The sequence below is a fragment of the Mycobacterium talmoniae genome (assembly GCF_001854525.1).
GTDB lineage: Bacteria > Actinomycetota > Actinomycetes > Mycobacteriales > Mycobacteriaceae > Mycobacterium > Mycobacterium talmoniae.
This window is the reverse complement of record NZ_MLQM01000077.1, coordinates 1-22,941: the sequence shown is the minus strand read 5'-3', so window position 1 is coordinate 22,941 and position 22,941 is coordinate 1. Positions and strand designations below refer to the sequence as shown.

Annotated in this window: 21 protein-coding genes and 1 pseudogene; 5 read left to right on the top strand and 17 right to left on the bottom strand. The window is 70.4% G+C overall.

The window, feature by feature from the left end:
* Nucleotides 1–140: 140 nt before the first annotated feature.
* From BKN37_RS14965 to BKN37_RS14950, 4 genes are all read right to left on the bottom strand, one after another.
* On the bottom strand, nucleotides 141–758 hold the full coding sequence (locus BKN37_RS14965) for an Rv0804 family intramembrane glutamic endopeptidase (protein WP_242657255.1): 618 nt from the start codon (nucleotides 756–758) through the stop codon (nucleotides 141–143).
* 14 nt (nucleotides 759–772) lie between these two features.
* Nucleotides 773–2,521, bottom strand: a complete 1,749-nt coding sequence (locus BKN37_RS14960; RefSeq protein ID WP_071027182.1) for an alpha/beta hydrolase — start codon at nucleotides 2,519–2,521, stop codon at nucleotides 773–775.
* The gene (purL, locus tag BKN37_RS14955; protein ID WP_194074226.1) at nucleotides 2,518–4,788 is read right to left on the bottom strand and encodes a phosphoribosylformylglycinamidine synthase subunit PurL; all 2,271 of its coding nucleotides are present in this window, start codon (nucleotides 4,786–4,788) and stop codon (nucleotides 2,518–2,520) included. Before purL ends, BKN37_RS14960 begins: the two co-directional genes overlap by 4 nt.
* 80 nt (nucleotides 4,789–4,868) lie before the next feature.
* Nucleotides 4,869–6,125, bottom strand: coding sequence for a M18 family aminopeptidase (locus BKN37_RS14950; RefSeq protein ID WP_071027186.1), 1,257 nt, complete (start codon nucleotides 6,123–6,125; stop codon nucleotides 4,869–4,871).
* A 49-nt stretch (nucleotides 6,126–6,174) separates the two neighbouring features.
* On the opposite strand from BKN37_RS14950, the gene BKN37_RS14945 reads away from it, so the two are divergent.
* Both BKN37_RS14945 and BKN37_RS14940 read left to right on the top strand, forming a co-directional pair.
* A complete protein-coding gene (locus BKN37_RS14945) occupies nucleotides 6,175–7,191 on the top strand; it encodes a Dyp-type peroxidase (RefSeq protein ID WP_071027178.1) in 1,017 nt (338 codons plus the stop codon).
* Complete coding sequence (locus BKN37_RS14940; RefSeq protein ID WP_071027176.1) at nucleotides 7,188–7,988, top strand: family 1 encapsulin nanocompartment shell protein; 801 nt, start codon at nucleotides 7,188–7,190, stop codon at nucleotides 7,986–7,988. The genes BKN37_RS14945 and BKN37_RS14940 overlap by 4 nt, the downstream gene beginning before the upstream one ends.
* A gap of 80 nt (nucleotides 7,989–8,068) precedes the next feature.
* On the opposite strand, the gene BKN37_RS14935 is transcribed toward BKN37_RS14940, so the two are convergent.
* The 4 genes from BKN37_RS14935 to BKN37_RS14920 form a co-directional block, all read right to left on the bottom strand.
* On the bottom strand, nucleotides 8,069–8,797 hold the full coding sequence (locus BKN37_RS14935; protein WP_071027174.1) for a hypothetical protein: 729 nt from the start codon (nucleotides 8,795–8,797) through the stop codon (nucleotides 8,069–8,071).
* 10 nt (nucleotides 8,798–8,807) lie between these two features.
* A complete protein-coding gene (gene purQ / locus BKN37_RS14930) occupies nucleotides 8,808–9,485 on the bottom strand; it encodes a phosphoribosylformylglycinamidine synthase subunit PurQ (RefSeq protein ID WP_071027172.1) in 678 nt (225 codons plus the stop codon).
* Entirely contained in the window at nucleotides 9,482–9,721 is a 240-nt protein-coding gene (gene purS, locus BKN37_RS14925; protein WP_071027170.1) for a phosphoribosylformylglycinamidine synthase subunit PurS, read from the bottom strand. Before purS ends, purQ begins: the two co-directional genes overlap by 4 nt.
* Nucleotides 9,722–9,789: 68 nt before the next feature.
* Nucleotides 9,790–10,455, bottom strand: a complete 666-nt coding sequence (locus BKN37_RS14920; RefSeq protein ID WP_071027168.1) for an ATPase — start codon at nucleotides 10,453–10,455, stop codon at nucleotides 9,790–9,792.
* Between the two features lie 29 nt (nucleotides 10,456–10,484).
* On the opposite strand from BKN37_RS14920, the gene BKN37_RS14915 reads away from it, so the two are divergent.
* The gene (locus BKN37_RS14915) at nucleotides 10,485–11,123 is read left to right on the top strand and encodes an MBL fold metallo-hydrolase (protein ID WP_071027166.1); all 639 of its coding nucleotides are present in this window, start codon (nucleotides 10,485–10,487) and stop codon (nucleotides 11,121–11,123) included.
* Between the two features lie 103 nt (nucleotides 11,124–11,226).
* Here BKN37_RS14915 and BKN37_RS14910 read toward each other — a convergent pair.
* From BKN37_RS14910 to BKN37_RS14890, 5 genes and pseudogenes are all read right to left on the bottom strand, one after another.
* Nucleotides 11,227–12,870, bottom strand: a pseudogene (locus tag BKN37_RS14910) (FAD-binding dehydrogenase).
* Between the two features lie 25 nt (nucleotides 12,871–12,895).
* Nucleotides 12,896–13,600 carry a DUF2334 domain-containing protein gene (locus BKN37_RS14905; RefSeq protein WP_071027163.1) on the bottom strand — a complete coding sequence of 235 codons (705 nt, stop codon included), beginning with the start codon at nucleotides 13,598–13,600 and terminating at the stop codon, nucleotides 12,896–12,898.
* A 56-nt stretch (nucleotides 13,601–13,656) separates the two neighbouring features.
* Nucleotides 13,657–14,148 carry a glutathione peroxidase gene (locus BKN37_RS14900; protein ID WP_071027162.1) on the bottom strand — a complete coding sequence of 164 codons (492 nt, stop codon included), beginning with the start codon at nucleotides 14,146–14,148 and terminating at the stop codon, nucleotides 13,657–13,659.
* Complete coding sequence (locus tag BKN37_RS14895) at nucleotides 14,145–16,274, bottom strand: S9 family peptidase (RefSeq protein WP_071027160.1); 2,130 nt, start codon at nucleotides 16,272–16,274, stop codon at nucleotides 14,145–14,147. The genes BKN37_RS14900 and BKN37_RS14895 overlap by 4 nt, the downstream gene beginning before the upstream one ends.
* Nucleotides 16,271–17,167, bottom strand: coding sequence for a phosphoribosylaminoimidazolesuccinocarboxamide synthase (locus BKN37_RS14890; RefSeq protein WP_071027158.1), 897 nt, complete (start codon nucleotides 17,165–17,167; stop codon nucleotides 16,271–16,273). The genes BKN37_RS14895 and BKN37_RS14890 overlap by 4 nt, the downstream gene beginning before the upstream one ends.
* Nucleotides 17,168–17,208: 41 nt before the next feature.
* Here BKN37_RS14890 and BKN37_RS28360 point away from each other — a divergent pair, with 41 nt between their 5' ends.
* Nucleotides 17,209–17,829: a hypothetical protein gene (locus BKN37_RS28360; RefSeq protein ID WP_071027156.1), complete on the top strand. Its 621-nt coding sequence runs from the start codon at nucleotides 17,209–17,211 to the stop codon at nucleotides 17,827–17,829.
* Here BKN37_RS28360 and BKN37_RS14880 read toward each other — a convergent pair.
* Genes BKN37_RS14880 through purB form a run of 3 tightly spaced genes read right to left on the bottom strand, consistent with a single transcriptional unit; the run spans nucleotide 17,794 to nucleotide 21,483 of the window.
* Nucleotides 17,794–18,822, bottom strand: a complete 1,029-nt coding sequence (locus tag BKN37_RS14880) for a tellurite resistance/C4-dicarboxylate transporter family protein (RefSeq protein ID WP_071027153.1) — start codon at nucleotides 18,820–18,822, stop codon at nucleotides 17,794–17,796. The two genes, BKN37_RS28360 and BKN37_RS14880, sit on opposite strands and share 36 nt — an antisense overlap.
* Nucleotides 18,819–20,063 (bottom strand): cytochrome P450, encoded by a 1,245-nt coding sequence (locus tag BKN37_RS14875; protein ID WP_071027151.1) that lies wholly within the window; start codon nucleotides 20,061–20,063, stop codon nucleotides 18,819–18,821. Before BKN37_RS14875 ends, BKN37_RS14880 begins: the two co-directional genes overlap by 4 nt.
* 4 nt (nucleotides 20,064–20,067) lie before the next feature.
* On the bottom strand, nucleotides 20,068–21,483 hold the full coding sequence (purB, locus tag BKN37_RS14870; protein ID WP_071027149.1) for an adenylosuccinate lyase: 1,416 nt from the start codon (nucleotides 21,481–21,483) through the stop codon (nucleotides 20,068–20,070).
* Between the two features lie 41 nt (nucleotides 21,484–21,524).
* On the opposite strand from purB, the gene BKN37_RS14865 reads away from it, so the two are divergent.
* Nucleotides 21,525–22,388, top strand: coding sequence for a DUF429 domain-containing protein (locus BKN37_RS14865; protein WP_071027147.1), 864 nt, complete (start codon nucleotides 21,525–21,527; stop codon nucleotides 22,386–22,388).
* 11 nt (nucleotides 22,389–22,399) lie between these two features.
* Here BKN37_RS14865 and BKN37_RS14860 read toward each other — a convergent pair.
* Nucleotides 22,400–22,941: acyl-CoA dehydrogenase family protein (locus BKN37_RS14860; RefSeq protein WP_278184951.1), on the bottom strand; the 542-nt coding region annotated here is incomplete at its 5' end.

The following is a 22,941-nucleotide window of genomic DNA, read 5'->3' as shown; positions in this document are numbered from 1 at the left end:
GGGTGCGCGCGGTCACCCGGACCGCGGCCGCCAGGTCGGCGCGCGCCGGGGCGGGGCGGGTGTCGTCGCGCAACCAGTCCGCCACCGCGACGACCGCGGCGCGGGCCTGCGCCGGGTCGACGGATTTGCGGGCGGCCACCTCATCGCCCCGTTCGCCGCTGCACGGTCAGCGCCGCCACCGCCCCGGCCTCGTCGAGGGCCAGGTGCAGCAGCATCGGCGCCGCCACGCTGCCGTCCCGCTCGGCCAGCCAGCCGAACAGCCACCCGGCGACCCCGGTGACCAGCACGGTCGGCGCCACCGGCGCACCGGTGCCGCGGGCGTCGGCGATGTGGGACATCCCGAACGCGGCGGCCTGCACCACCCGCCCCGCGGCGGGCCCGAACGCGTCGGCGGCCAGCCGGCCCAGCGCGGCCCGGAAGGCGATCTCCTCGGCCCACACCGTGCCGAGCGGGATCTGCACCGCCAGCCAGTGAATCGCCGACCCCGGCAGCTCGCGGGCCGCCAGCACCGAGCGCGCCAGCGGCACCGCCGTCGTCGCGGCCACCGCCGCCGTCGCCACCGCCGCGACCGGCAGCCCCACCCGCAGCCCCCGCCACAGCCGCGGCGGCCGCAACCCCAGCGGGGCGCGGGCCGCCACCGGCAGCAGCCCGCCCGCGCCGAGCTGCAGCAGCATCCGCCACGGCATCGGGATCCGGGGCAGCACGAAACTGCCGCCCACCAACGACACCGCCAGCGCCACCGGAGGTATGCGAAACAGGGTGCCGCGCATCACTATTCGGGGTCGAGGGCTTGGCTGTGGTGCAGCGCGGTGCGGATGCGTTCGGTGTCGGCGGGCCGCCAGCCGTCCGGCGGCAGCACCGCCACCCAGCCGTCGAGCACCGTGTCGCCGTAGCTGTGGCCGTGCCCGCTGGGCACGCTGAGCGCGTTGGTCAGGTCCGCGGTGACCTGCCAGAACGTCACCACCGGATACCACCGCATGGACGCCGACCGGTCCCGTCCGGGCGGTTCGGCCAACCAATCCGGCTCGGAGAACAGCAGATCCGGCGACCACCAGATGACCGGGTCGGACGGGTGCTGCAAGAACAGCACCCGGGTGCCCTCCCACGGCGGCGCCGCCGTCTGGGCGACGTCGGCCGCGTCCCCGCCGGTGGAAAACCGGACGGTGCGCCCGTTGTCGTAGCGGGGGTCGGCCTCGGTGCTGCCCGGGTCGCGCCGCACGATCAGCGCATGCCACAGCGGGCTGGCGTGCGGCGGCCCCACCCACAGCACCGCGTCGAAGCCCATCTTGGCGATGTCGGGCAGCCAGCCGAACGCGCCCTGGCCGGCCATCGACCCCAGGCTTTCGCCGTAGAGCACCAGCTTGGGCCGCTGCCCGGCCGGCAGCTGCTGCCAGCGGTCGTGGATGGTGTCGATCAGCGACCGGCCGGATTCCAGCGACTTCTGCTGATCGGCCAAAAACGAGATCCAGCTCGGCAGGTACGAGTACTGCACCCCGACCGTCGCGGTGTCGCCGTTGTAGAGCATCTCCAGCGACCGCGCCGCCACCGGGTTGATCCACCCGGTGCCGGTGGTGGGCACCAGGACCAGCAGCTTGCGGTGAAACGCCCCGGTGCGGTCCAGCTCGTTGACCAGCAGCTCCATCCGGTCGGCGTCGGTGGCGGCGCTGTGCAGCCCGGCGTACACCCGGATCGGCTCCTTGGCCGGTTGCCCGTTGAGCCGGGTCAGCTCGGCGGCGTGCGGACCGGTGGCCACGAAGTTGCGGCCCTCATAGCCCAGGCTGTCCCACGGCGCCAACGACGCCGGGCTGCCGGATTTCTCCGGCAGCATCGGCTGGGTCACCCCGGCCCGGGTGGTGGTGTTCTCCGGGGCGAACAACTCGTTGGCGCCGGCGAAAAACCCGCGGACCAGCACGCCGTTGATCAACGTGATCAGCAGCGCCACCACGATCGCCGTCCCGATGAACAGCGCCGTCTCGTTGTGCAGATGCCAGCGCCGGATCAGCCGCCGCGCCAGCAGTTTGATCGCGTCGAGCACGATGCGGGCCGCGGCCACCAGCAGCGCCGCCACCCCGGTCGCGATGATCAGGGTGCGCAGATAGCCCACCGTCGTCGGGCCGGCCATCCCCATCAGCGCCGACACCTGCCGCTGCCAGCCGGCGGCCGGAATCAGCATCAGCACACACACCGTCGGGGAGAGCACCACCACGGCCGCCTTCAGCCCCAGCAGCACCCGCGGCGGGGGCGGCCACCACCGCGCGTTGCGCAACACCAGGCGGTGCGCCACGGCGCCGAGCGTCACCCCCAGCCCGTAGCCGAACGTGCCGTTGAGGCCGCCAATGAGGCCCTGGAACAACCAATCCCGCGGCAGCAGCGACGGGGTCAGCGACAGGCAGAACAGCAGCGCCGCGAACGCGATCCCGACGAACTTCAGCCGCAGCAGGCTCCACGCCCACACCAGCAGCGGATGCCGGCCCCGCGGCTCGGCCCGGTCTCCGGGCTCGGCGCGGACCGCGGTGCTCATCCGAACAGTCCGGGCAGCACTCCTTCGTAGGTGCTGCGCAGTTCCGCCAACGAGACGCTGAACAGGCCCTGGAACTCCACCGCGTCCGAGCCTTGATCGACGACGCCGATGCGGGTGGCGGGCAGCCCGCGCGCCTCGCACATGGAACGGAACCGGCTCTCCTCGGTGCGCGGCACCGCGACCAGCACCCGGCCCGCCGATTCGGAGAACAGCAGCACGAACGGATCGCAGCCTTCGGGAAGCAGGATGCGGCAACCGGTTTCGCCGGCCAGCGCCGACTCCACCACGGCTTGCGCCAAGCCGCCCTCGGACAGGTCATGGGCGGCGGACACCAGGCCGTCGCGGCTGGCCGCGCACAGCACCTCGGCGAGCAGCTTTTCCCGGTCCAGGTCGACTTTCGGCGGCAGCCCGCCGAGGTGTTCGGCGGTCACCTGCGCCCAGATCGAGCCGTCGAATTCGTCGCGGGTGTCGCCCAGCAGCAGCAGCGTCTCGCCGGGTTCGGTGCCCAGCCCGGTCGGGAGGCGGCGGGCGACGTCGTCGATCACCCCGAGCACCCCGACCACCGGGGTGGGCAGGATCGCCGTGGACCCGGTCTGGTTGTAGAAGCTGACGTTGCCGCCGGTCACCGGAATCCCCAGGGCCGCACAGCCGTCGGCCAGGCCGCGGACCGCCTGCGCGAACTGCCACATCACCCCCGGGTCCTCCGGGGACCCGAAGTTGAGGCAGTTGGTGACCGCCACCGGGGTGGCGCCGGTGGCGGCGACGTTGCGGTAGGCCTCCGCCAGCGCCAGCTGGGCGCCGGTGTAGGGGTCCAGTGCGGTGTAGCGGCCCGACGCGTCGGTGGACACCGCGATCCCGCGCCCGGTGGACTCGTCGATGCGCAGCACCCCGCCATCGGCGTGCTCGGCCAGCACGGTGTTGCCGCGCACGTAGCGGTCGTACTGTTCGGTGATGAACGCGCGGCTGCACAGGTGCGGGCTGCCCAGCAGCGCAAGCAAAGTCGCGCGCAGCTCGGCGCCGGTGACCGGCCGCGGCAGCGTTGTCGAGGCGTCGGCGTTCAGCGCGTCCTGGGTGTCCGGGCGGGTGACCGGGCGCTCATACACCGGCCCCTGATGGGCCACCGTGCGCGGCGGCACGTCGACGACGGTCTGGCCGTGCCAGGTGATGTGCAGCCGGTCACCGTCGGTGACCTCGCCGATCACGGTGGCCAGCACGTCCCATTTGCGGCACACCGCCATAAACGCGTCGACGTTGTCCGGGGCGACGACGGCGCACATCCGTTCCTGCGACTCGCTGGACAGCACCTCGGCGGGGGTCATGTTCGCCGCACGCAGCGGCACCTGATCCAGCGCGATCGCCATGCCGCCGTCCCCGGCGGACGCCAACTCCGAGGTGGCGCAGGACAATCCGGCCCCGCCCAGGTCCTGGATGCCGACCACCAGCTTGGCCGCATACAGCTCCAGGCAGCATTCGATGAGCACCTTCTCCATGAACGGGTCACCGACCTGCACCGACGGCAGCTTTTTGCGGCCGGCACCGGCCTCGTCGCCGCCGAAGGTGTCGCTGGCCAGCACCGACACCCCGCCGATCCCGTCCAGCCCGGTGCGCGCACCGAACAGGATGATCTTGTTACCGGTGCCGGAGGCGAACGCCAGGTGCAGGTCCTCTTTTTTCAGCACCCCCACGCACAGCGCGTTGACCAACGGGTTGCCGGCGTAGCTGGGGTCGAAGACGGTCTCGCCGCCGATGTTGGGCAGCCCCAGCGAATTGCCGTAGCCGCCGATGCCGCGCACCACCCCGTCCAGCACCCGGCGGGTGTCGGGGGCGTCGGCGGCACCGAACCGCAGCTGGTCCATCACCGCGACCGGGCGCGCGCCCATCGCCATGATGTCGCGCACGATGCCGCCCACCCCGGTGGCCGCGCCCTGGTACGGCTCCACGTAGGACGGGTGGTTGTGCGACTCCACCTTGAACGTGACCGCCCAGCCGTCGCCGATGTCGACCACCCCGGCGTTCTCCCCGATGCCGGCCAGCATCGACGCCCGCATCGCCTCGGTGGTGGTTTCGCCGAAGTAGCGCAGGTGCACCTTGGAGGACTTATACGAGCAGTGCTCGCTCCACATCACCGAGTACATCGCCAGCTCGGCGTCGGTGGGGCGCCGCCCCAGGATTTCACGAATCCGCTGGTATTCGTCGTCTTTGAGGCCCAGTTCCCGGAACGGCTGCGGATGATCGGGGGTGGCCGCGGCGTGGTCGACGGTATCGATGGTGGGAGTGGGCCCAGATGTCACCCCGACAGCTTAGTTGGCGGCGTCGATGCGCACTGGTCAGCGCACCGACCCTGCGGTCACCCGGGCGCCAGGAACGCGGCCAGCGCGGCCGCGTAGGCGGCGACGTCGTGGGCGCCCATCAGTTCGCGCGCCGAATGCATGGCCAGCTGGGCGGCGCCGACGTCGACGGTGGGGATGCCGGTGCGCGCCGAGGTCATCGGCCCGATCGTGGACCCGCACGGCAGGTCGGCGCGGTGCTCGTAGCGCTGCAGCGCCACCCCGGCCTGCGCGCAGGCCAGCGCGAACACCGCGGCGGTGCGCCCGTCGGTGGCGTAGCGCAGATTGGGTTGCACCTTGAGCACCGGGCCGGCGTTCACCGCGATGAGGTGCCCCGGTTCGTGCCGGTCCGGGTAGTTGGGGTGGGTGGCGTGCGCCATATCGCCGGACGCCACCACCGAGCCGGGCAGCCGGCGCAGGAAGTCCTCCCGGTCGCCGCCGCCGGCCAGCACGATGCGTTCCAGCGTGCTCAGCAGCAACTCGGACTGGGCGCCGTGATCGGAGGTGGAGCCGACCTCCTCGTGGTCGAACAGCGCCAGCACCGGCAGGTGGGGGCCGGGGTCGGCGGCCAGCAACGCTTCCAGCCCGGCGTAGCAGGTGGCCTGGTTGTCCAGCCGGGGTGCGCTGACGAACACGTCGTCGACCCCGGTCAGCGTCGACGGGGCCAGGTCGTGGGTCATCAGGTCAAAGCCCAGCACGTCGCCGACGTCGACCCCGGCCCGCTCGGCGACGTAACCCAGAAACGACCCCGGCGCGTCGCCGACGCCCCACACCGCGTTGACGTGCCGCTGCGGATCCAGGGCCACCGCTTTGCGGTCCTCGGCCAGGTGGATGGCCAGCTGCGGCACCCGCAGGATCGGCTCGTCGCCCACACCCCGCCAGCCGCCCCCCCGCGCCCGCCCGCCCTCCCCCGCCCGGCCGCCGCCCCCACGGCCGCGGACCGGCCCCGCGTTCGGCCAGGCGCCGCCGTGGGGCTGCCGCGCCCCCACCTGCCAGCCGGCAACGTCGCGGTCGGGCCGCTGTTTGACCCGCAGGTTGGGGCTGTCGGTGTGGCCGCCGACGATCCGAAACGGGCGGCCCGGGTCACCCGTGGTGTTCCACGCCACCAGCGAGCCGGCCCGCACCGTAAAGAACCGGCCGGTGTCCGGCCACCGATCGGCCTCGGCGAGCTCGCGGTAGCCGGCGGCGCGCAGCCGCTGCGCGACCGTCGCGCAGACGTGGTACGGCGACGGCGACGCGTCGATGAACTCGCACAGACCCGATGCACTCGCAGACATGACCTCATCTTCGATCATCCCGGCACCGCCGAACGGTTAGGGTCGGGTGATGCCTGCAACGTCACCGCAACCGGTTTTGGCTCCGTTGACGCCGGCCGCCATCTTTTTGGTGGCCACCATCAACGAGGGCGGCGAGGCGACCGTCAACGAGGCGCTGGCCGATCTGTCCGGGCTGGTGCGCGCCATCGGCTTCCGGGATCCGACCAAGCGGCTGTCGCTGGTGACCTCGATCGGCTCGGCGGCCTGGGACCGGTTGTTTTCCGGGCCCCGCCCGGCCGAGTTGCATCCGTTCGTCGAACTCGACGGCCCGCGGCACCGCGCCCCGGCCACCCCCGGTGACCTGTTGTTCCACATCCGCGCCGAGGTGATGGACGTCTGCTTTGAGCTGGCCGGGCGCATCGTCAAAGCCATGGCCGGCGCGATCAGCATCGTCGACGAGGTGCACGGCTTCCGGTTCTTCGACAACCGGGATCTGCTCGGCTTCGTCGACGGCACCGAGAACCCGGACGGTCCGGTGGCCGTCGACTCCACCCAGGTCGGCGACGAAGACCCCGATTTCGCCGGGTCCTGCTATGTGCACGTGCAGAAGTACGTGCACGACATGGCGGGCTGGGAGTCGCTGTCGGTGACCGAGCAGGAACGCGCGTTCGGCCGCACCAAACTCGAGGACATCGAAATGCCCGACGAGGACAAACCGGCCAACTCGCATCTGGCGCTCAACGTGATCGAGGACGCCGACGGCAACGAACTCAAGATCGTGCGGCACAACATGCCGTTCGGCACGGTGGGCAGCGGCGAATACGGCACCTACTACATCGGCTACTCGCGCACCCCGGCGGTCACCGAACGGATGCTGCGCAACATGTTTGTGGGTGACCCGCCCGGCAACACCGACCGCATCCTGGACTTTTCCACCGCGCTGACCGGCGGACTGTTCTTCACCCCCACCATCGATTTCCTCGACGACCCGCCGCCGCTGCCCGACCAGGCCACGGCGGCCACAGCACCGCCCACCGTCAACCATGACTCGCTGGCGATCGGCAGCCTGAAAGGAATCCCGCAATGAACAACCTCTACCGCGATCTGGCCCCGGTCACCGACGAGGCGTGGGCCCAAATCGAAGAAGAGGCGTCCCGCACGTTCAAACGCCACATCGCCGGCCGCCGGGTGGTCGACGTCAGCGAGCCGGGCGGACCACAAGCCGCCGCGGTCGGCACCGGCCGGCTCATCGACGTGACCGCCCCCACCGACGGCGTCATCGCCCAACTGCGGGCCAGCCAGCCGCTGGTGCGGCTGCGGGTGCCGTTCACGCTGTCGCGCGCCGAAATCGACGACGTGGAACGCGGCGCCCAAGACGCCGACTGGGATCCGGTCAAAGACGCCGCCAAAAAGCTGGCGTTCATCGAAGACCGGGCCATCTTCGAGGGCTACCCGGCCGCCTCCATCGGCGGCATCCGCGCCGCCAGCTCCAACCAAGCACTCACCTTGCCCGCCGACGCCACCGACTTTCCCGACGTGATCTCCCAGGCGCTGTCCGAACTGCGGCTGGCCGGCGTGGACGGACCGTATTCGGTGCTGCTGTCGGCCGACGCCTACACCAAGGTCAGCGAAACCACCCAGCACGGCTACCCGATCCGCGAGCACCTGCGCCGCCTGGTCGGTGACGGAGAGATCATCTGGGCACCCGCGATCGACGGCGCGTTCGTGCTGACCACCCGCGGCGGCGACTTCGACCTGCAGCTGGGCACCGACGTGTCGATCGGCTACCTATCGCACGACGCCGACACCGTGCAGCTGTACATGCAGGAGACCCTGACATTCCTGTGCTACACCGCCGAAGCCTCGGTGAGCCTGAGCTCGTAGCAGTTCCTGCGCGAGCGTGCGTGTCCCCGGTCGACACGCCGGCGTTTTGACCGGGTTTGCGCACGCTCGGCGCCGGGGTGTTACGCCGCGAACCGCTCGCCGGCCAGCCGGTCGGCGGCCCGGCCGTTGGTGAGTTCGCCGCGGTGCTCGGGGTGCTGCCAATAGAAGCGGACCAGCTCGCGCAGCGCCCGGCCGTGGTGCGGGGTGAACGAGCGGGCGATCAGGCTCCGACGTGCCCCGTCGGACATCTCCATGACGATGGCGCTGGGCTGGTGGAGGCGACTGCTGGGCAACGTATCGGTGATGTCGTCCACCTCACCCCAGGAGCCCGCGACGGCGCGTCCCTGGGCGATCTCGAATCCGCGCGGGGTCAACCGCAGATACGTTCCCCGGGCAAAGTGCCGCCACAGCGCCGGTAGACCGAATACCGCGAGGACCGCGGCGATGCCGACCGAGTGGTAGTCCTCGTCGTCCAGCGGGATATCCAGTCGGTCCGCCAGGGCGAGGATTGCTCCCAGCCCCATGCCGATCTCCAGGCCGATCAACGCCACGCCCATGAGCGCGTCATTCACCCGATCCGGCCGAATCGTGGTGCCCGTCCGGTCGACCGCGACCCGCGCAGTGACGGCACCCACGCTGGCTTTGGCACCGCAGGCGAGCACGCCGAACAACGCCACCGCGAAGGCGAACGCAACGACCGCCGTCGGATATTCGCCGTGCCCGACCGCCGCGATCATCCACACCGTGCACAACAGGGCGAGGCCGCCGACGAATAGGAACCCGAAAACCTGCAGCGCGACGTGCTTCACAGCTGAACGCTTAGGCGGCCAGCACGGCGTCCAACGCGGAGTAGAACAACCCCAGCCCGTCGTCGGACGGACCGGTCAGCGCCTCGATGGCGTGCTCGGGGTGCGGCATCAGCCCGACGACGCGGCCGTTGGCGGAGCTGATGCCGGCGATGTCGCGCAGCGAGCCGTTGACGTTGTCGAGGTAGCGGAACACCACCCGCCCCTCGCCCTCCAGTTCGTCGAGCACCCGCTCGGACGCCACGTAGCGGCCCTCCCCGGATTTCAGCGGCACCAGCAGGTCGGCGTCCGGCTCGAACCGCGAGGTCCACGCGGTGCCGGTGGACGCCACCCGCAGCCACACATCGCGGCAGACGAAGTGCAGGCCGGCGTTGCGCGTCAACGCGCCCGGCAGCAGACCGGCTTCACACAACACCTGAAAACCGTTGCAAATCCCCAATATCGGCACGCCGCGGCCGGCGGCGGCGATGACTTCGCCCATCACCGGGGCGAACCGCGCGATGGCGCCGGCCCGCAGGTAGTCGCCGTAGGAGAACCCGCCGGGGACCACGACCGCGTCAACGCTTTTGAGATCGGCATCGGCGTGCCACAGGCTGACGGGCTCGGCGCCGACGAACCGCACCGCTCGGGCGGCGTCGACGTCGTCGAGGGTGCCGGGGAAGGTGATCACCCCGACCCGGCCGCTGGTCACGGGGTCTCCCGAGTGACGGCCCAGTCTTCGATCACCGTGTTGGCCAACAGCGATTCCGCGATTTGTGCGAGTTCGGCGTCGCCGATGCTGTCGTCCACCTCGAGCTCAAACCGCTTGCCTTGCCGAACATCCGACACGCCACCGTGCCCGAGCCGGGCCAGCGCACCAACGATCGCTTGACCTTGCGGGTCAAGGATCTCGGCCTTGGGCATCACGTGCACCACCACCCGGGCCACCGCGGCTCCTCGCTGTCGAGCTGAATGTTCGGCGCAATCCTACCGGTGCCCGGTCGGGGGTCGCCTGGTCAGTGGCAGGAGTCGAGGTAGGCGGTGCACAACGGCTTGACCAGCGCGTCGAGGACCTGGGCGTCGTCGATCACCGGCCACGGCACCTGCGGCGGTGCCGACGACCACAGGGTGAGCTCACTGATGGTGCTGCTCTGCTGGGCGGCCAGGTAGGTGTGCATGACCACCGGCCCGCTGATTACCGCGGCTAACCGGTTCGGCTCGTCGATGGTCAGCGACGGGGACTGGTCCGGCGCGCCGCGATGGCAGCCGCGCAGCGCGGTGCGGGCGGCGTTGAACACCGACGCCGCGAGTTGGCCGGTGCGCCAGGTCTCCCCGCGCCAGTGCAGCACCTGAGCCTGCAACTGCCACTGGCCGTCCGGCTTGTCGACGACGGCCCGGCTGGCGACGACGTAGTCGCGCGGGTCCTGCGGCACCGGCGCGCTGGCGCACAGCTGCTCGAACCGAAACCGGGGTGTTCCGGTCACCGCGGCGGCCGGCCCGGCCGGCGCCGGCCAGTGGTACACCGCGTTCAGCGGCACCGCGGCCGGGTCGATCCACGCGGAATTGGGGATCTGGTCGCACAGCGTCGGGCAGGTCTGGGGTTCGGCATGCGCGGGCGCCCCGGACAGCGGGGCCGCCGCAAGCCCCCCGACGATCAGCACCGTTGCCATGATCACCCGCATACGCACTCCCTCAGCGCACAATCGTAGATATGCAACTGACGCATTTCGGCCATTCCTGTCTGCTCGCTGATTTCCATCACACCACCGTGCTGTTTGATCCGGGTAATTTCTCGCACGGTTTCGAGGGAATCAGCGGCTTGTCGGCGATCCTGATCACCCATCAGCATCCCGATCACGTGGACACCGCTCGGCTGCCCGCGCTGCTGGAGGCCAACCCGGACGCGGCGCTGTACGCCGATCCGCAGACCGCCGCGCAGCTGGGCGCGCCGTGGCACGCGGTGCAGGTCGGCGACGAGTTCCGGGTCGGCCAGTTGACCATTCGCGGCGTCGGTGGCCGGCACGCGGTGATCCACCCGGAGATCCCGGTGATCGACAACATCTCGTATCTGGTGGGCGACGACGGGCACCCGGCCCGGTTCATGCATCCCGGTGACGCCCTGTTCGTGCCCGACGAGCCGGTGGACGTGCTGGCCACGCCCGCGGCGGCGCCGTGGATGAAGATCGCCGAGGCCGTCGACTACCTGCGCGCGGTGGCACCGACTCGGGCGGTGCCGATCCACCAGGGCATCATCGCCCCCGACGCCCGCGGCATCTACCACGGCCGGCTCGCCGAGATGACCGACACCGACTTCCAGGTGCTGCCCGAGGAGCGCGCGGTCACGTTCTAGGGCTGGCCTTGCCGCCGCGAGCGTGCGCAGATCCGGAAATCAGCGCGGCGTGTCGACCGGGGACACGCACGCTCGCGGCGAGGGAGCCAGGCGGCAGGAGGACCTAGGCGATGTCGCTGGCCGCGCCGCGCCCGGCGGCGCGGCCGGAGAAGATGCAGCCGCCCAGGAAAGTGCCCTCCAACGCGCGGTAGCCGTGCACACCGCCGCCGCCGAACCCGGCCACCTCCCCGGCCGCGTACAGCCCGTCGAACGCGCTGCCGTCGGCCTTGAGTACCCGGGAGTCCAGGTCGGTTTCCAGGCCGCCCAAAGTCTTTCGGGTCAAGATGTGCAACTTGACCGCGATCAGCGGCCCGGCCTTCGGGTCGGTCAACCGGTGCGGGGCCACCACCCGGCCCAGCCGGTCGCCCAGATAGGCGCGGGCCCCGCGGATCGCGGTGATCTGCCCGTCCTTGCTGAACCGGTTGGCCACTTCGCGGTCGCGGGCGGTGACCTCGGCCTCCACCGTCGCGTAGTCCAGCGGCACCACATCCGGCAGCCGATTCATCGCGGTGACCAACTCGCGCAACGAGTTCGCGCTGACAAAGTCCACCCCGCGATCCACGAACGCCTGCACCGGCGGCGGCGGCCCGGACTTCGCCCGCGCGGACAGCAGTTGGCGCAGGCTGCGTCCGGTCAGGTCCGGGTTCTGCTCCTGGCCGGACAGCGCGAATTCCTTCTCGATGATCTTCTGGTTGAGCACGAACCAGGTGTAGTCGTGGCCGGATCGGGCGATGTACTCCAACGTGCCCAGGGTGTCGAAACCCGGGTACAGCGGGCCCGGCAGCCGTTTGCCGTCGGCGTCCAGCCACAGCGGCGACGGACCCGGGATGATCCGGATGCCGTGCCGGGCCCACACCGGGTCGTAGTTGGTGATGCCCTCGGTGTAGTGCCACATCCGGTCCCGGTTGATCACCCGGGCGCCCGCGGATTCGGCGATACCGATCATCCGACCGTCCACGTGCGCGGGCACCCCGGCGATCAGCTGGTCGGGCACCCGGCCCATCCGCTGCGGCCAGTTCTGCCGCACCAACTCCAGGTTGCCGCCGATGCCGCCGCTGGTCACGATCACCGCTGAGGCGCGGAATTCGAACTGGGCCACCACGTTCCGTGACGACGCCACTCCACGCGCCGCGGTGGACGGTTCCAGCACACTGCCGCGCACCCCGGTGACCGTGGTGTCCTCCACGATCAGCTCATCGACCCGGTGACGGTGCGCGAACCGCACCGCCGAGCGTCCCCGCAGCCGGCGCGCGAAGATCTCCACCAGCGCCGGTCCGGTGCCCCAGGTGATGTGGAATCGGGGCACCGAGTTGCCGTGGCCGCGCGCGTCGTAGCCGCCCCGCTCGGCCCAGCCGACCAGCGGGAAGATTTTCAGCCCGCGGGCCCGCAGCCAGCTGCGTTTCTCCCCGGCGGCGAAGTCGACGTAGGCGTGCGCCCACTGCCGCGGCCAATGGTCTTCGGGCCGGTCGAATCCCGCGGTGCCCAGCCAATCCTGCAAGGCCAGTTCATGGCTGTCGCGCACGCCCAGGCGACGTTGTTCGGGACTGTCGACGAAGAACAGCCCGCCGAACGACCAAAACGCCTGGCCACCGAGGTTGGCGCTGTTCTCCTAGTCGACGATCAGCACCCGTTTACCGCGGTCCACCAGTTCGCAGGCCGCCACCAGGCCGGCTAGGCCCGCCCCGACGACGATGACGTCAGCGTCCATGGCGCTACAGAGTAGCGACTGCGGGTCAGGCCGCGTCGCGCACCGGACGATCGGACCGCCACGCGTAGACGGTGGGGGCGCACTGGTGCAGCAGCGCCAGATCCACCGCGTCCAGCATCGCCTGCAGCGGCCCGGGTTTGCGCAGGTGACCGGCCGCCACCGCGACCCGCACCAGCCCGCCGCGGCGGGCGGTGCGTTCGGCCGAACGCACCAGCATCCGGCACCACCACGGCTCGGTGAGGAAGCCTTCCCCGATGCCGAGCACCCGGCCCCGCACCGTGTCGCCCCGGACCAGGTCGGTGATGCCGTGCAACCCGGCCAGCAGCCGGAAACCGTTACGCGGCAGGGCCTTCACGGTCCCCGGCGAGACCGCCCAGCCGGGCGCCGCGAACAGCCGGGTGCGCAAACCGAGATGTTCGAGCACCCGGTCGGCGGCGATCAGCCGCAGGTTGGCCTCGTGGGCGGGCAGCGCGGCAAACTCGCTGCGGCGATGCTTGGTGGCGGCCTCGTCGTAGCCGTGCAGCAGGATCGCGTCGCCGCCGGCGCGCCGCTCGGTCAGCCACTGCACGGTATGCGGGTCCGCGTCGAGCCGGTAGCCGCCCTTGAGCCGGGGCGCGACCAGCAACGACACCGGCACCGCCCGCGCGTCCATCTCCGCGCAGAACGCGGCGACATCGGCCAGGGTCCGTTCACCGATCCCGGAAACCGAGACGATCAGTTGCCCATTCACACCACCAGTGTGGCGATCCCAGGTGTCGAGACGGTGTCCGACAGGCGGACGGGCGGCTAATTGGGCAGCACGGCCTCGATCGCGGCGACCACCTCGGGCGCGTCGGGCACCGTGGTCGGCCGGAACCGGTTGACCACCGCGCCGCCGGGCGCGATCAGGAACTTCTCGAAGTTCCACTGCACGTCGCCGGCCTGGCCGTCGGCGTCGGGGGTCTGGGTCAGCTCGGCGTACAGCGGGTGCCGGTCGTCGCCGTTGACCTCGGTCTTGGCCAGCAGCGGAAAGGTCACCCCGTAGGTGGTGGAGCAGAACGTCTGGATCTCCTCGGCGGTGCCGGGTTCTTGGCCCATGAACTGGTTGCACGGCACGCCCAGGACGGTCAGCCCGCGTTCGGCGTAGTCCTGCGCCAGCCGCTCCAGCGCACCGTATTGCGGGGTCAGTCCGCATTTGGAGGCGACGTTGACCACCAGCACGGCCCGGTCGGCGTAGTCGGCCAGCGAGGTGGGGCGTCCGTCCAGGGTGGTCAGGGGGATTTCGGTGAGCGACGTCATGGCGCCGACGTTACGGGATCGTCGTGGTTGCCCTCGGCGGCGGCCAGCAGCCAGGCGAACTGGAACGCGGTCTCCTTCCAGCGCTCGTAGCGACCGCTGATCCCGCCGTGGCCGGCGCTCATCTGGGTCTTCAGCAGCACCGGGTGGCCGTCGGTTTTGGTGTGCCGCAACGCCGCCACCCATTTCGCCGGCTCGACGTAGTACACCCGGGTGTCGTGCAGGGAGGTCATCGCCAGGATCGGCGGATAGTCCCGCGGCGCGACGTTCTCATACGGCGAGTATTCCTTCATGTAGAAGTAGACGTCTTTGTCGGCCAACGGGTTTCCCCACTCGTCCCATTCGGTGACGGTCAGCGGCAGCGATGGGTCCAAGATGGTGGTCAGCGGGTCGACGAACGGCACCTGGGCCAGGATACCGGCGAACAGCTCCGGGGCCAGGTTGGCCACCGCCCCCATCAGCAGCCCGCCCGCGCTGCCGCCCAGCGCCACCAACTGCCGCGGCCGGGTGACCCCGGTCTCGATCAAATGCCGTGCCACCGCAACGAAGTCGGTGAAGGTGTTCTTCTTGTCCAGCAGCTTGCCGCGCTCGTACCACAGCCGGCCCATCTCCCCGCCGCCGCGCACGTGCGCGATCACGAACACCATGCCCCGGTCCAGCAGCGACAGCCGGGCGATGGAGAACTGCGGATCCTGGCAGATCTCGTAGGCGCCGTAGCCGTACAGCAGGGCCGGCGCCGGGAAGTCCAGGCCCGCCCGGTGCACGATCGACACCGGGATGCGGGTGCCGTCGGCCGCATACGCCCAGTCCCGGCGCTCGACGTAGTGCTCGCGCCGGAAATCCCCCAGCACCGGTTGTTCACGCAGCAAGGTGCGCTCGCCGCTGGCCAGGTCCAGGTCGTAGATGCGCACCGGGGTGATGAACGACGTCGCGCCGATCCGCAGTTTGGGCGAGTCCCAGTTCGGGTTGGCGCCCAACCCGACCGACATCAACTCCGAATCGAACGAAAGCTCTTGGGGCGCACCGTAGTCACCGTCGGCGCCGATGGGCCACAGCTGGATGCGGGGCAGCGCCTCCCCGCGGTAGCTGACCACCAGGTGCCGAGCGAAGGCGTCCACGCCGTCCAGGCGCACCTCATCGCTGGGCTCGATCAGGGTGCGCAGCGCGGTCGGGTCGGCGACCGGGGCCTCCACCAGGGTGAAGTTCACCGCCCCGTCGTTGTGCAGGATCAAAAAACGGTCCTGGCCGCCGACGATCGCGTGCTCGACCGAGTACTCGATGCCCTCGCGGCGCGGCCACACCGTGGTGAACTGCGCCTCCGGGTCGGCGGCGTCGCCGTAGCGGACCTCGGAGGTGATCGCCGACCCGGACGCGATCAGCACGTAGGCGTCGCTGCGGGTGCGGCCCACAGACAGCCAGAACCGCTCGTCGGCTTCGTGGTAGACCTGTTCGGCGGGCAGCCCCGCGCCCAGTCGATGCCGCCACACCGTGTCGGGCCGCCACGCCGCGTCGACGGTCAGGTAGTACACCGTGCGGTTGTCGGTGGCCCAGGTCACCCCGGCGGCGATGCCGACGATCTCGTCGGGGTAGCGTTGGCCGGTGCGTAAGTCCTTGAACCGCAGCGTGTAACGCTCGTCGCCGACCACGTCGACCGAGTACGCCAACACGTTGCCGTTGGGGCTGACGCTGGCCGCGCCGAGCGCGAAGAAGTCGTGTCCGTCGGCCTCCACGTTCTCGTCGAGCAGCACCTGTTCGCCGGGGATCTCGGTGTGCTCGTCGAGCACCGGCGGATCCCAACTGTCGAAATCGGTGACCGGGCAACGGCATTGCATCCCGTACTGTTTGCCCTCGAAGCTGCGGCCGTAGTACCACCAGGCACCGCGGCGGGTCGGCACCGACAGGTCGGTTTCTTTGGTGCGGGCCTTGATCTCGTCGAAAATCTTTTGCCGCAACGGTTCCAGGTGCGCGGTCGCCGAGTCGGTGTAGGCGTTCTCGGCCTCCAGGTACGCAATGACCTCCGGGTCGGCCTTGTCCCGCAACCATTCGTAGGGGTCGACGAACACGTCGCCGTGCTGCGTGCGGGTGCTCGCCACCCGCTTGGCCACGGGTGGGGTGGACAGCTCGGTCATGCGGCCGGACCGATCCAGTCGTCGAAGCGCAGGCCGGAAATCCGTTCGTAGGCCTCGATGTAGCGTCCGCGGGTGGCGTCGATGATGTCCGGTGGCAGCGGTGGCGGCGGCTGCGTCCCGGTGCGGTCCCAGCCGGATTCGGCGCTGGTCAGCCAGTTGCGGACGAATTGTTTGTCGAAGCTGGTCTGCACCACCCCGGCCCGGTAGTCGTGGGCGGGCCAGTACCGCGACGAGTCGGGGGTGAAGACCTCGTCGGCCAGCACCAGATTGCCGTGCGCGTCGATACCGAATTCGAATTTGGTGTCGGCGATGATGATTCCTTTCGTCAACGCATGGTCGGCGGCCTGGATATAGGTCTGCAGGGTACGGTCGCGCAACTGGTTGGCCCGCACCGCACCCACCAGCTCGATCACCTGGGCAAACGAGATGTTCTCGTCGTGGGCGCCGAGCTCGGCCTTGGTGGCCGGGGTGAACAGCGGGGTGGCGAACTTGCTGGCCTCCACCAGCCCCGGCGGCAACGCGATGCCGCACACCTTGCCGGTCTGCTGGTAGTCGACCAGCCCCGAACCGGTCAGGTAGCCGCGGGCCACGCATTCCACCGGCAGCATCTCCAGGCGTTTCACCAACAGCGCGCGGCCCAGCACCTCGGCCGGGATGCGTGGGTCGTCGGGCGGGCCGGCCAGATGGTTGGGGGCCTCGACCAGGTCGAAAAAGAACACGCTCATCGCGGTCAGGATGCGCCCCTTGTCCGGGATCTGGCTGTCCAGGACATAGTCGTACGCCGAGATCCGGTCGGTGGCGACAAACAGCAGGTGCTCGTCGTCGACGCGGTACAGCTCGCGCACTTTGCCGCTGGCCAGATGCTGGTAGTCGGACAGAGCGGGTCGGGCCATCGGGCCAGCCTATCGGGCCGCGGTGTGTTGGGATCAAGGCCATGAGTTCGCGGTTGCTGCCCTACGCCACCAGCCCCGGCCGGCTGCTGGCCCAGCTGTTCAGTGATGTCGGGGTCGCGGTGTGGAGTTTGGTGTGGCTGCTGGTCGGGGTGGCCGTGCACAGCGCCATCTCCACCATCGCCGCCGTCGGCGACCAGGTGCACAGCGGCGCCAACGGGGTCGCGGAAAACCTGGAGTCCGCCGGCAGCAGCGCCGATCACATTCCGCTGGTCGGCGACACCGTCAGCAAGCCGCTGACCGCGGCCAGCGCCGCCGCGCTGGACATCGCCGGTGCCGGGCACACCTTGGACACCACGGCCAGCTGGCTGGCGGTGGTGTTGGCGATCGCGGTGGCCGCTCCGCCGATCGCCGCGGTGGCGGTGCCGTGGCTGGTGCTGCGGCTGCGGTTCTTCCGGCGCAAACGGATGGTGCTGGCGTTGGCGGCGACCCCGGCCGGCGAGCAGTTGCTGGCGCTGCGGGCGTTGACGAACCGCCCGCTGCGCAAACTCGCCGACATCAGCCCCGACCCGGTCGGCGCGTGGCGGCACCAGGATCTGGCCGCCATCCGCGGGCTGGCCGGCCTGGAGCTACGGTCGGCCGGCCTGCGGCGGCGGAGCCGGTGAGCTGCGCACCAGCACCCGCCGCACCCCCAGCAGCCCGGCGATGACCACGATCAGCCAGGCCGTCAGCGCGTTCCAGAAAAACATCAGCGACACCGTTCGCATGGAATGCACCCCGACCTCGTCGGCCATCCAGAAGGTGGCGACCGAATACATGCCCAGCGGGAACACCAGCGCCCACCACACCCCGGCGAACTGCAGCACCCCGGGCCGCTGGTTGACGCGGTGCAGCAGGAAGTAGATCAGCGGCGGAATCCAGGCGGTGGCGACCGCCCAGGTCACCACGGTGACCACCCGCACCCCGCCGGCCAGCCAGCCCGGCGCCAGCTGGTGGATGTTGTCGCCGGCCAGGGTGGCGATGGCCAGCCCACCCATCAGGATCCAGGTGTCGGGCTCGAAGCCGTCGCGGTCCTGCCGCTCGTGCACGGTGCGCCACAGGATCAGCCAGGTCATCAGGGCGTAGACGCAGATCGCCAGCAGCCAGATCGGCACCGCCGCCGCCAGCCACCAGCGGTGACCGGTGTACATCGCCACCTGGGCGGTGACGATCGCCAACCCGGAGGTGCCCACGCTGGCCAGCTCCCACGCACCGCGGGCATGATCGCGCAGCACCGTCCAGCTGCGCGCCGACATATTGCGGACGGTGAGCACCGCCAGCACCAGCCACGCCGACAGCGCGACCGCGCCCAGGATGCGCACCACCACCGGGTGCGAGGCCAGCCGGCTGTCCAGCACCGCGCAGGCGGCGACGAAGGTGAACAGCCGCAGCGTGACGTCCGGGTCGGTCAGATCCCAGAACACGATCCGGCGTTTGGCCACCGCGGTGAGCACCACCACCGCGACCAGCACCAGCAGCCCGACCGAGGCCAGCACCCCGAGCGTGTCGCTGATCCGCCAGTAGTGGTGGTTGCGCGCGGCGATCGACAAGATCCCGGTCGCCATCACCGCGGCGAACACATCCGGGGACGGTTCGACGTCCCGCAGCCGGACCGTCACGCCGCACCGCGCAGTTCCACCACCAAATGCCGGATGCCGGTGTGCCGGTTGCTGCGGGTCCATTCCACCGGGGCCGCCACCGCGACGTCGCCGAACCGGGCCAGCAGTTCCTCGAACAGCACCCGCAGCTCCAGCCGAGCCAGGTTGACGCCGAGGCAGTAGTGCACGCCCTGCCCGAACCCCAGGTGCGGGTTGGGTTTGCGGGTGACGTCGAACGCGTCGGCGCGGTCGAACACCGCCGCATCCCGGTTGGCCGAGCCCTCCCACACCAGCACCTTGTGGCCGGCCTCGATGCGCTGGCCGCCGAGGGTGACCGCCCGGGTGGCGGTGCGGCGTTTCGACGGCGACGGCGAGGTCCACCGCACCATCTCCTCCACCGCCGTGGGCAGCAACCCCGGGTCGCCGCGCAGCACCCGCAGCTGGTCGGGATGTTCGGCCAGCGCCAACAGCCCGCCCCCGATCGCGTTGCGGGTGGTTTCCGCGCCGGCGCTGAACAACAGGTTGAAGAACAGGTACAGCTCGATATCACTCAGGTGCGGCGCGTCGGGATCCTCCAGGGTGGCGTTGGCGACCACCGACAGCATGTCGTCGGTCGGATTCGCGCGCTTGGCCGCGATCAGCTCCTGCCCGTAGCTGAAGATCCGCGACCCGGCCTCTTCCACCGACATCGACGAGACGACGGCCTGCCGCGAGCCGCGGAAATCGAAGCTGGGCTCGATCGCCTCGAACAGCCAGTGCCGGTCGGTTTCGGGAATGCCGAGCAGGATGCAGATCATCTGCATCGGCACCTCGACGGCGACATCGGTCAGGAAATCAAAGGGCACGCCCGGCTCGATCGCGTCGAGCAGGCGGCGGGCCCGGTGCCGCAGGTCGTCTTCGACCCGACGGATCATCCGCGGGGTTAGCCCGGAGCTGACCAGCCGCCGGATCTGGCCGTGCCGTGGGTCGTCCATCATGTTCAGCACCTGCCCGGCGATCGGCAGATCCTGCAGGATGGTGCCGCCGAACGGCCGCGCACCGCCGGTCACCGAGGAGAACGTCTCCGGGTCGCGTAGCACCGCCAAGGTTTCCGGGTGGGTGGCCACCGACCAGAACCCTTCCCCGTCGGGGGTGTGCTCGGTGGGCTCATGCCAATACACCGGGGCGTCGCGGCGATGGATGGCAAACAGCTGGTGCGGAAACCCGGTCGCGAAGTTGTCCAGATCGGTGAAGTCGATCCCGGTGAGCTGCGACACACCCATAGCGCTACAGGATGGCACCCGGGGTGTACTTGGCGGCGTCCGGGTAGCGGGCGACCAGCGCGTCGACCGCCGCCACCACGGTGTCGACCTGGTCGGCGGCCGCGCCGGTGAACGCCTGCTTGTCGGCCAGCGCGGCGTCGAGCGCCGCCCGGTCCAGCGGCAGCCGCGGATCGGCGGCCAACCGGTCCAGCAGGTCGGGTTCGGCGCCGCGCTCCCGCATCGCCAGCGCCACCGCGACCGCGTGTTCCTTGATCACCTCGTGGGCGGCTTCGCGGCCCACCCCGGCGCGCACCGCGGCGATCAGCACCTTGGTGGTGGCCAAAAACGGCAGGTAGCGGTCCAACTCGCGGGCGATGACGGCCGGGTAGGCGCCGAACTCGTCGAGCACCGTCAAAAACGTCTCGATCTGCCCGTCCACGGCGAAGAACGCGTCGGGCAGCGCCACCCGGCGGATCACCGAACAGAACACGTCGCCCTCGTTCCACTGCGCGCCGGCCAGTTCGGCGGCCATCGACGCGTAGCCGCGCAGCACCACCTGCAGCCCGTTGACCCGTTCGCAGCTGCGGGTGTTCATCTTGTGCGGCATCGCCGACGAACCCACCTGGCCCGGCGCGAACCCCTCGGTGACCAGCTCGTGCCCGGCCATCAGCCGGATGGTGTGCGCCAGCGACGACGGGCCGGCGCCCAGCTGCACCAGCGCGGACAGCACATCGTGGTCCAGCGAGCGGGGGTACACCTGCCCGACGCTGGTCAACACCGTGGTGAAACCCAAGTATTCGGCGATGCGGCGTTCCAGTTCGGCCAGCTTGGCGGTGTCCCCCAGCAGGTCGAGCATGTCCTGGGCGGTGCCCATCGGGCCCTTGATGCCGCGCAGCGGGTAGCGGTCGAGCAGCTCCCGCAGCCGGGTCAACGCGAGCAGCGTCTCCTCGGCGGCGCTGGCGAACCGCTTGCCCAGCGTGGTGGCCTGGGCGGCGACGTTGTGGCTGCGGCCGGCCATCACCAGGTCGCGGTAGGCCACCGCCCGCTCGGCCAGCCGGGCCGCCACCGCCACCCCGTGGCCGAACACCAGCTCCAGCGAGCGGCGGATCTGCAGCTGCTCGACGTTCTCGGTCAGGTCGCGGCTGGTCATCCCCTTGTGGATGTGCTCGTGGCCGGCGCGGGCGTTGAACTCCTCGATGCGGGCCTTGACGTCGTGGCGGGTCACCCGTTCCCGTGCGGCGATCGAGGCCAGGTCGACGTCCTCGAGCACCCGCTCGTAGTCGGCCAGCGCCTGCTCGGGGACCGGTACGCCCAGCTCGGCCTGGGCGCGCAACACCGCCAGCCACAGCCGCCGCTCGGCGACGACCTTGGCCTCCGGCGACCAGATCGCCGCCATCTCGACGCTGGCGTACCGGGTGGCCAACACGTTGGGAATCGTCACGAACAGCTAGCTTACGGTCGGCGATGCGGCACAGTGGGCGGATGTACTTCGTTGGGCTCGATCTCGCCTGGGGGGAGAAGAACCGCACCGGTGTCGCGGTGGTGGATGCCGACGGCCGGCTGCTGCACGTCAGCAGCGTGCAGGACGACGCCAGCATCGAGGACGCGGTGGCGCCCTACGTCAGCGGCGACTGCCTGGTGGCCATCGACGCGCCGCTGATCGTGACGAACCCGACCGGGTATCGGCCCTGCGAAAGGGCGCTCAACCACGACTTCCAACGCTTCGAGGCCGGCGCGCGCCCCGCCTACACCGGGCGACCCGAGTTCGGCGATCCCCGCGGTGCGCGGATCGCGACCGCGCTCACGTTGGACATGAACCCCGCCTCGAGCGCGGCCCGGCGGGCCATCGAGGTGTATCCGCATCCGGCCACCGTGGCGTTGTTCGGCCTGCCGCAGACCCTGAAGTACAAGCGGGGCGCCTTCGAGGTTCGCCAGCGTGAGCTTTTGCAGTTGATGACGCTGATCGAGGGACTCGACACCGCGTCGCCGCGGCTGCGGGTCAACCACAACGTGTCGTGGGTGGAGCTGCGCAAGCGGGTCGCCGCCGCGACGCGGCCGGGGCAACTCGACCGCGACGAAGATCCCGTCGACGCCGTGCTGTGCGCCTACGTCGCGCTGTACTCCTATCACCGGCCCGAAGACGTGACCCTGTACGGCGACTTCGCGACCGGCTACATCCTCACCCCGACGCTGCCGCCCGACCTGGCGCCCACGCCGCGCCGTCCGGCGGTCCCAGCGGCGGACGCCGACGAGCTGCGGGAGCGGGTCGCGCACGTCGCCGCGCTGCTCGACGCGGCGCAGCTCGGGTTGGCCGAGATCCGCCGCCAGCTCGAGGACGAGCAGTAGCGGCCGACCAATCACCGCAGCAGGTGGCGGCTCATGACGACGCGTTGGATTTGGTTGGTGCCTTCGTAGATTTGGGTGATTTTGGCGTCGCGCATCATGCGTTCGACCGGGAAGTCGGTGGTGTAGCCGGCGCCGCCGAACAACTGCACCGCATCGGTGGTGACCTCCATGGCCACATCGGAGGCAAAACACTTCGACGCGGCGGAGATGAACCCCAGCCCGGTCTCGCCGCGCTCGGCGCGGGCGGCCGCCGAATACACCATCAACCGGGCCGCCTCGACCTTCATCGCCATCTCGGCCAACATGAACTGCACACCCTGGTTATCACTGATCGGCCGACCGAACTGCTTGCGGTCCTTGGTGTAGGCGATCGCCGCATCCAACGCGCCTTGGGCGATCCCCACGGCTTGGGCCCCGATGGTGGGCCGGGTGTGATCCAGGGTGCGCAACGCGGTCTTAAACCCGCTGCCCGGCTCCCCAATCATCCGATCCCCCGGAATGCGGCAGTTCTCGAAATACAACTCGGTGGTCGGCGACCCCTTGATCCCCAGCT

What these genes read in the sequence shown, in the direction of transcription:
- BKN37_RS14890 (WP_071027158.1), bottom strand. Translation starts at nt 17,167, where the DNA reads ATGGCCCGACCCGCTCTGTCCGACTACCAGCATCTGGCCAGCGGCAAA.
- BKN37_RS14945 (WP_071027178.1), top strand. Translation starts at nt 6,175, where the DNA reads ATGCCTGCAACGTCACCGCAACCGGTTTTGGCTCCGTTGACGCCGGCC.
- BKN37_RS14900 (WP_071027162.1), bottom strand. Translation starts at nt 14,148, where the DNA reads ATGACGTCGCTCACCGAAATCCCCCTGACCACCCTGGACGGACGCCCC.
- BKN37_RS14950 (WP_071027186.1), bottom strand. Translation starts at nt 6,125, where the DNA reads ATGTCTGCGAGTGCATCGGGTCTGTGCGAGTTCATCGACGCGTCGCCG.
- BKN37_RS14915 (WP_071027166.1), top strand. Translation starts at nt 10,485, where the DNA reads ATGCAACTGACGCATTTCGGCCATTCCTGTCTGCTCGCTGATTTCCAT.
- BKN37_RS14920 (WP_071027168.1), bottom strand. Translation starts at nt 10,455, where the DNA reads ATGCGGGTGATCATGGCAACGGTGCTGATCGTCGGGGGGCTTGCGGCG.
- BKN37_RS28360 (WP_071027156.1), top strand. Translation starts at nt 17,209, where the DNA reads ATGAGTTCGCGGTTGCTGCCCTACGCCACCAGCCCCGGCCGGCTGCTG.
- BKN37_RS14865 (WP_071027147.1), top strand. Translation starts at nt 21,525, where the DNA reads ATGTACTTCGTTGGGCTCGATCTCGCCTGGGGGGAGAAGAACCGCACC.
- BKN37_RS14895 (WP_071027160.1), bottom strand. Translation starts at nt 16,274, where the DNA reads ATGACCGAGCTGTCCACCCCACCCGTGGCCAAGCGGGTGGCGAGCACC.
- BKN37_RS14875 (WP_071027151.1), bottom strand. Translation starts at nt 20,063, where the DNA reads ATGGGTGTGTCGCAGCTCACCGGGATCGACTTCACCGATCTGGACAAC.
- BKN37_RS14940 (WP_071027176.1), top strand. Translation starts at nt 7,188, where the DNA reads ATGAACAACCTCTACCGCGATCTGGCCCCGGTCACCGACGAGGCGTGG.
- BKN37_RS14960 (WP_071027182.1), bottom strand. Translation starts at nt 2,521, where the DNA reads ATGAGCACCGCGGTCCGCGCCGAGCCCGGAGACCGGGCCGAGCCGCGG.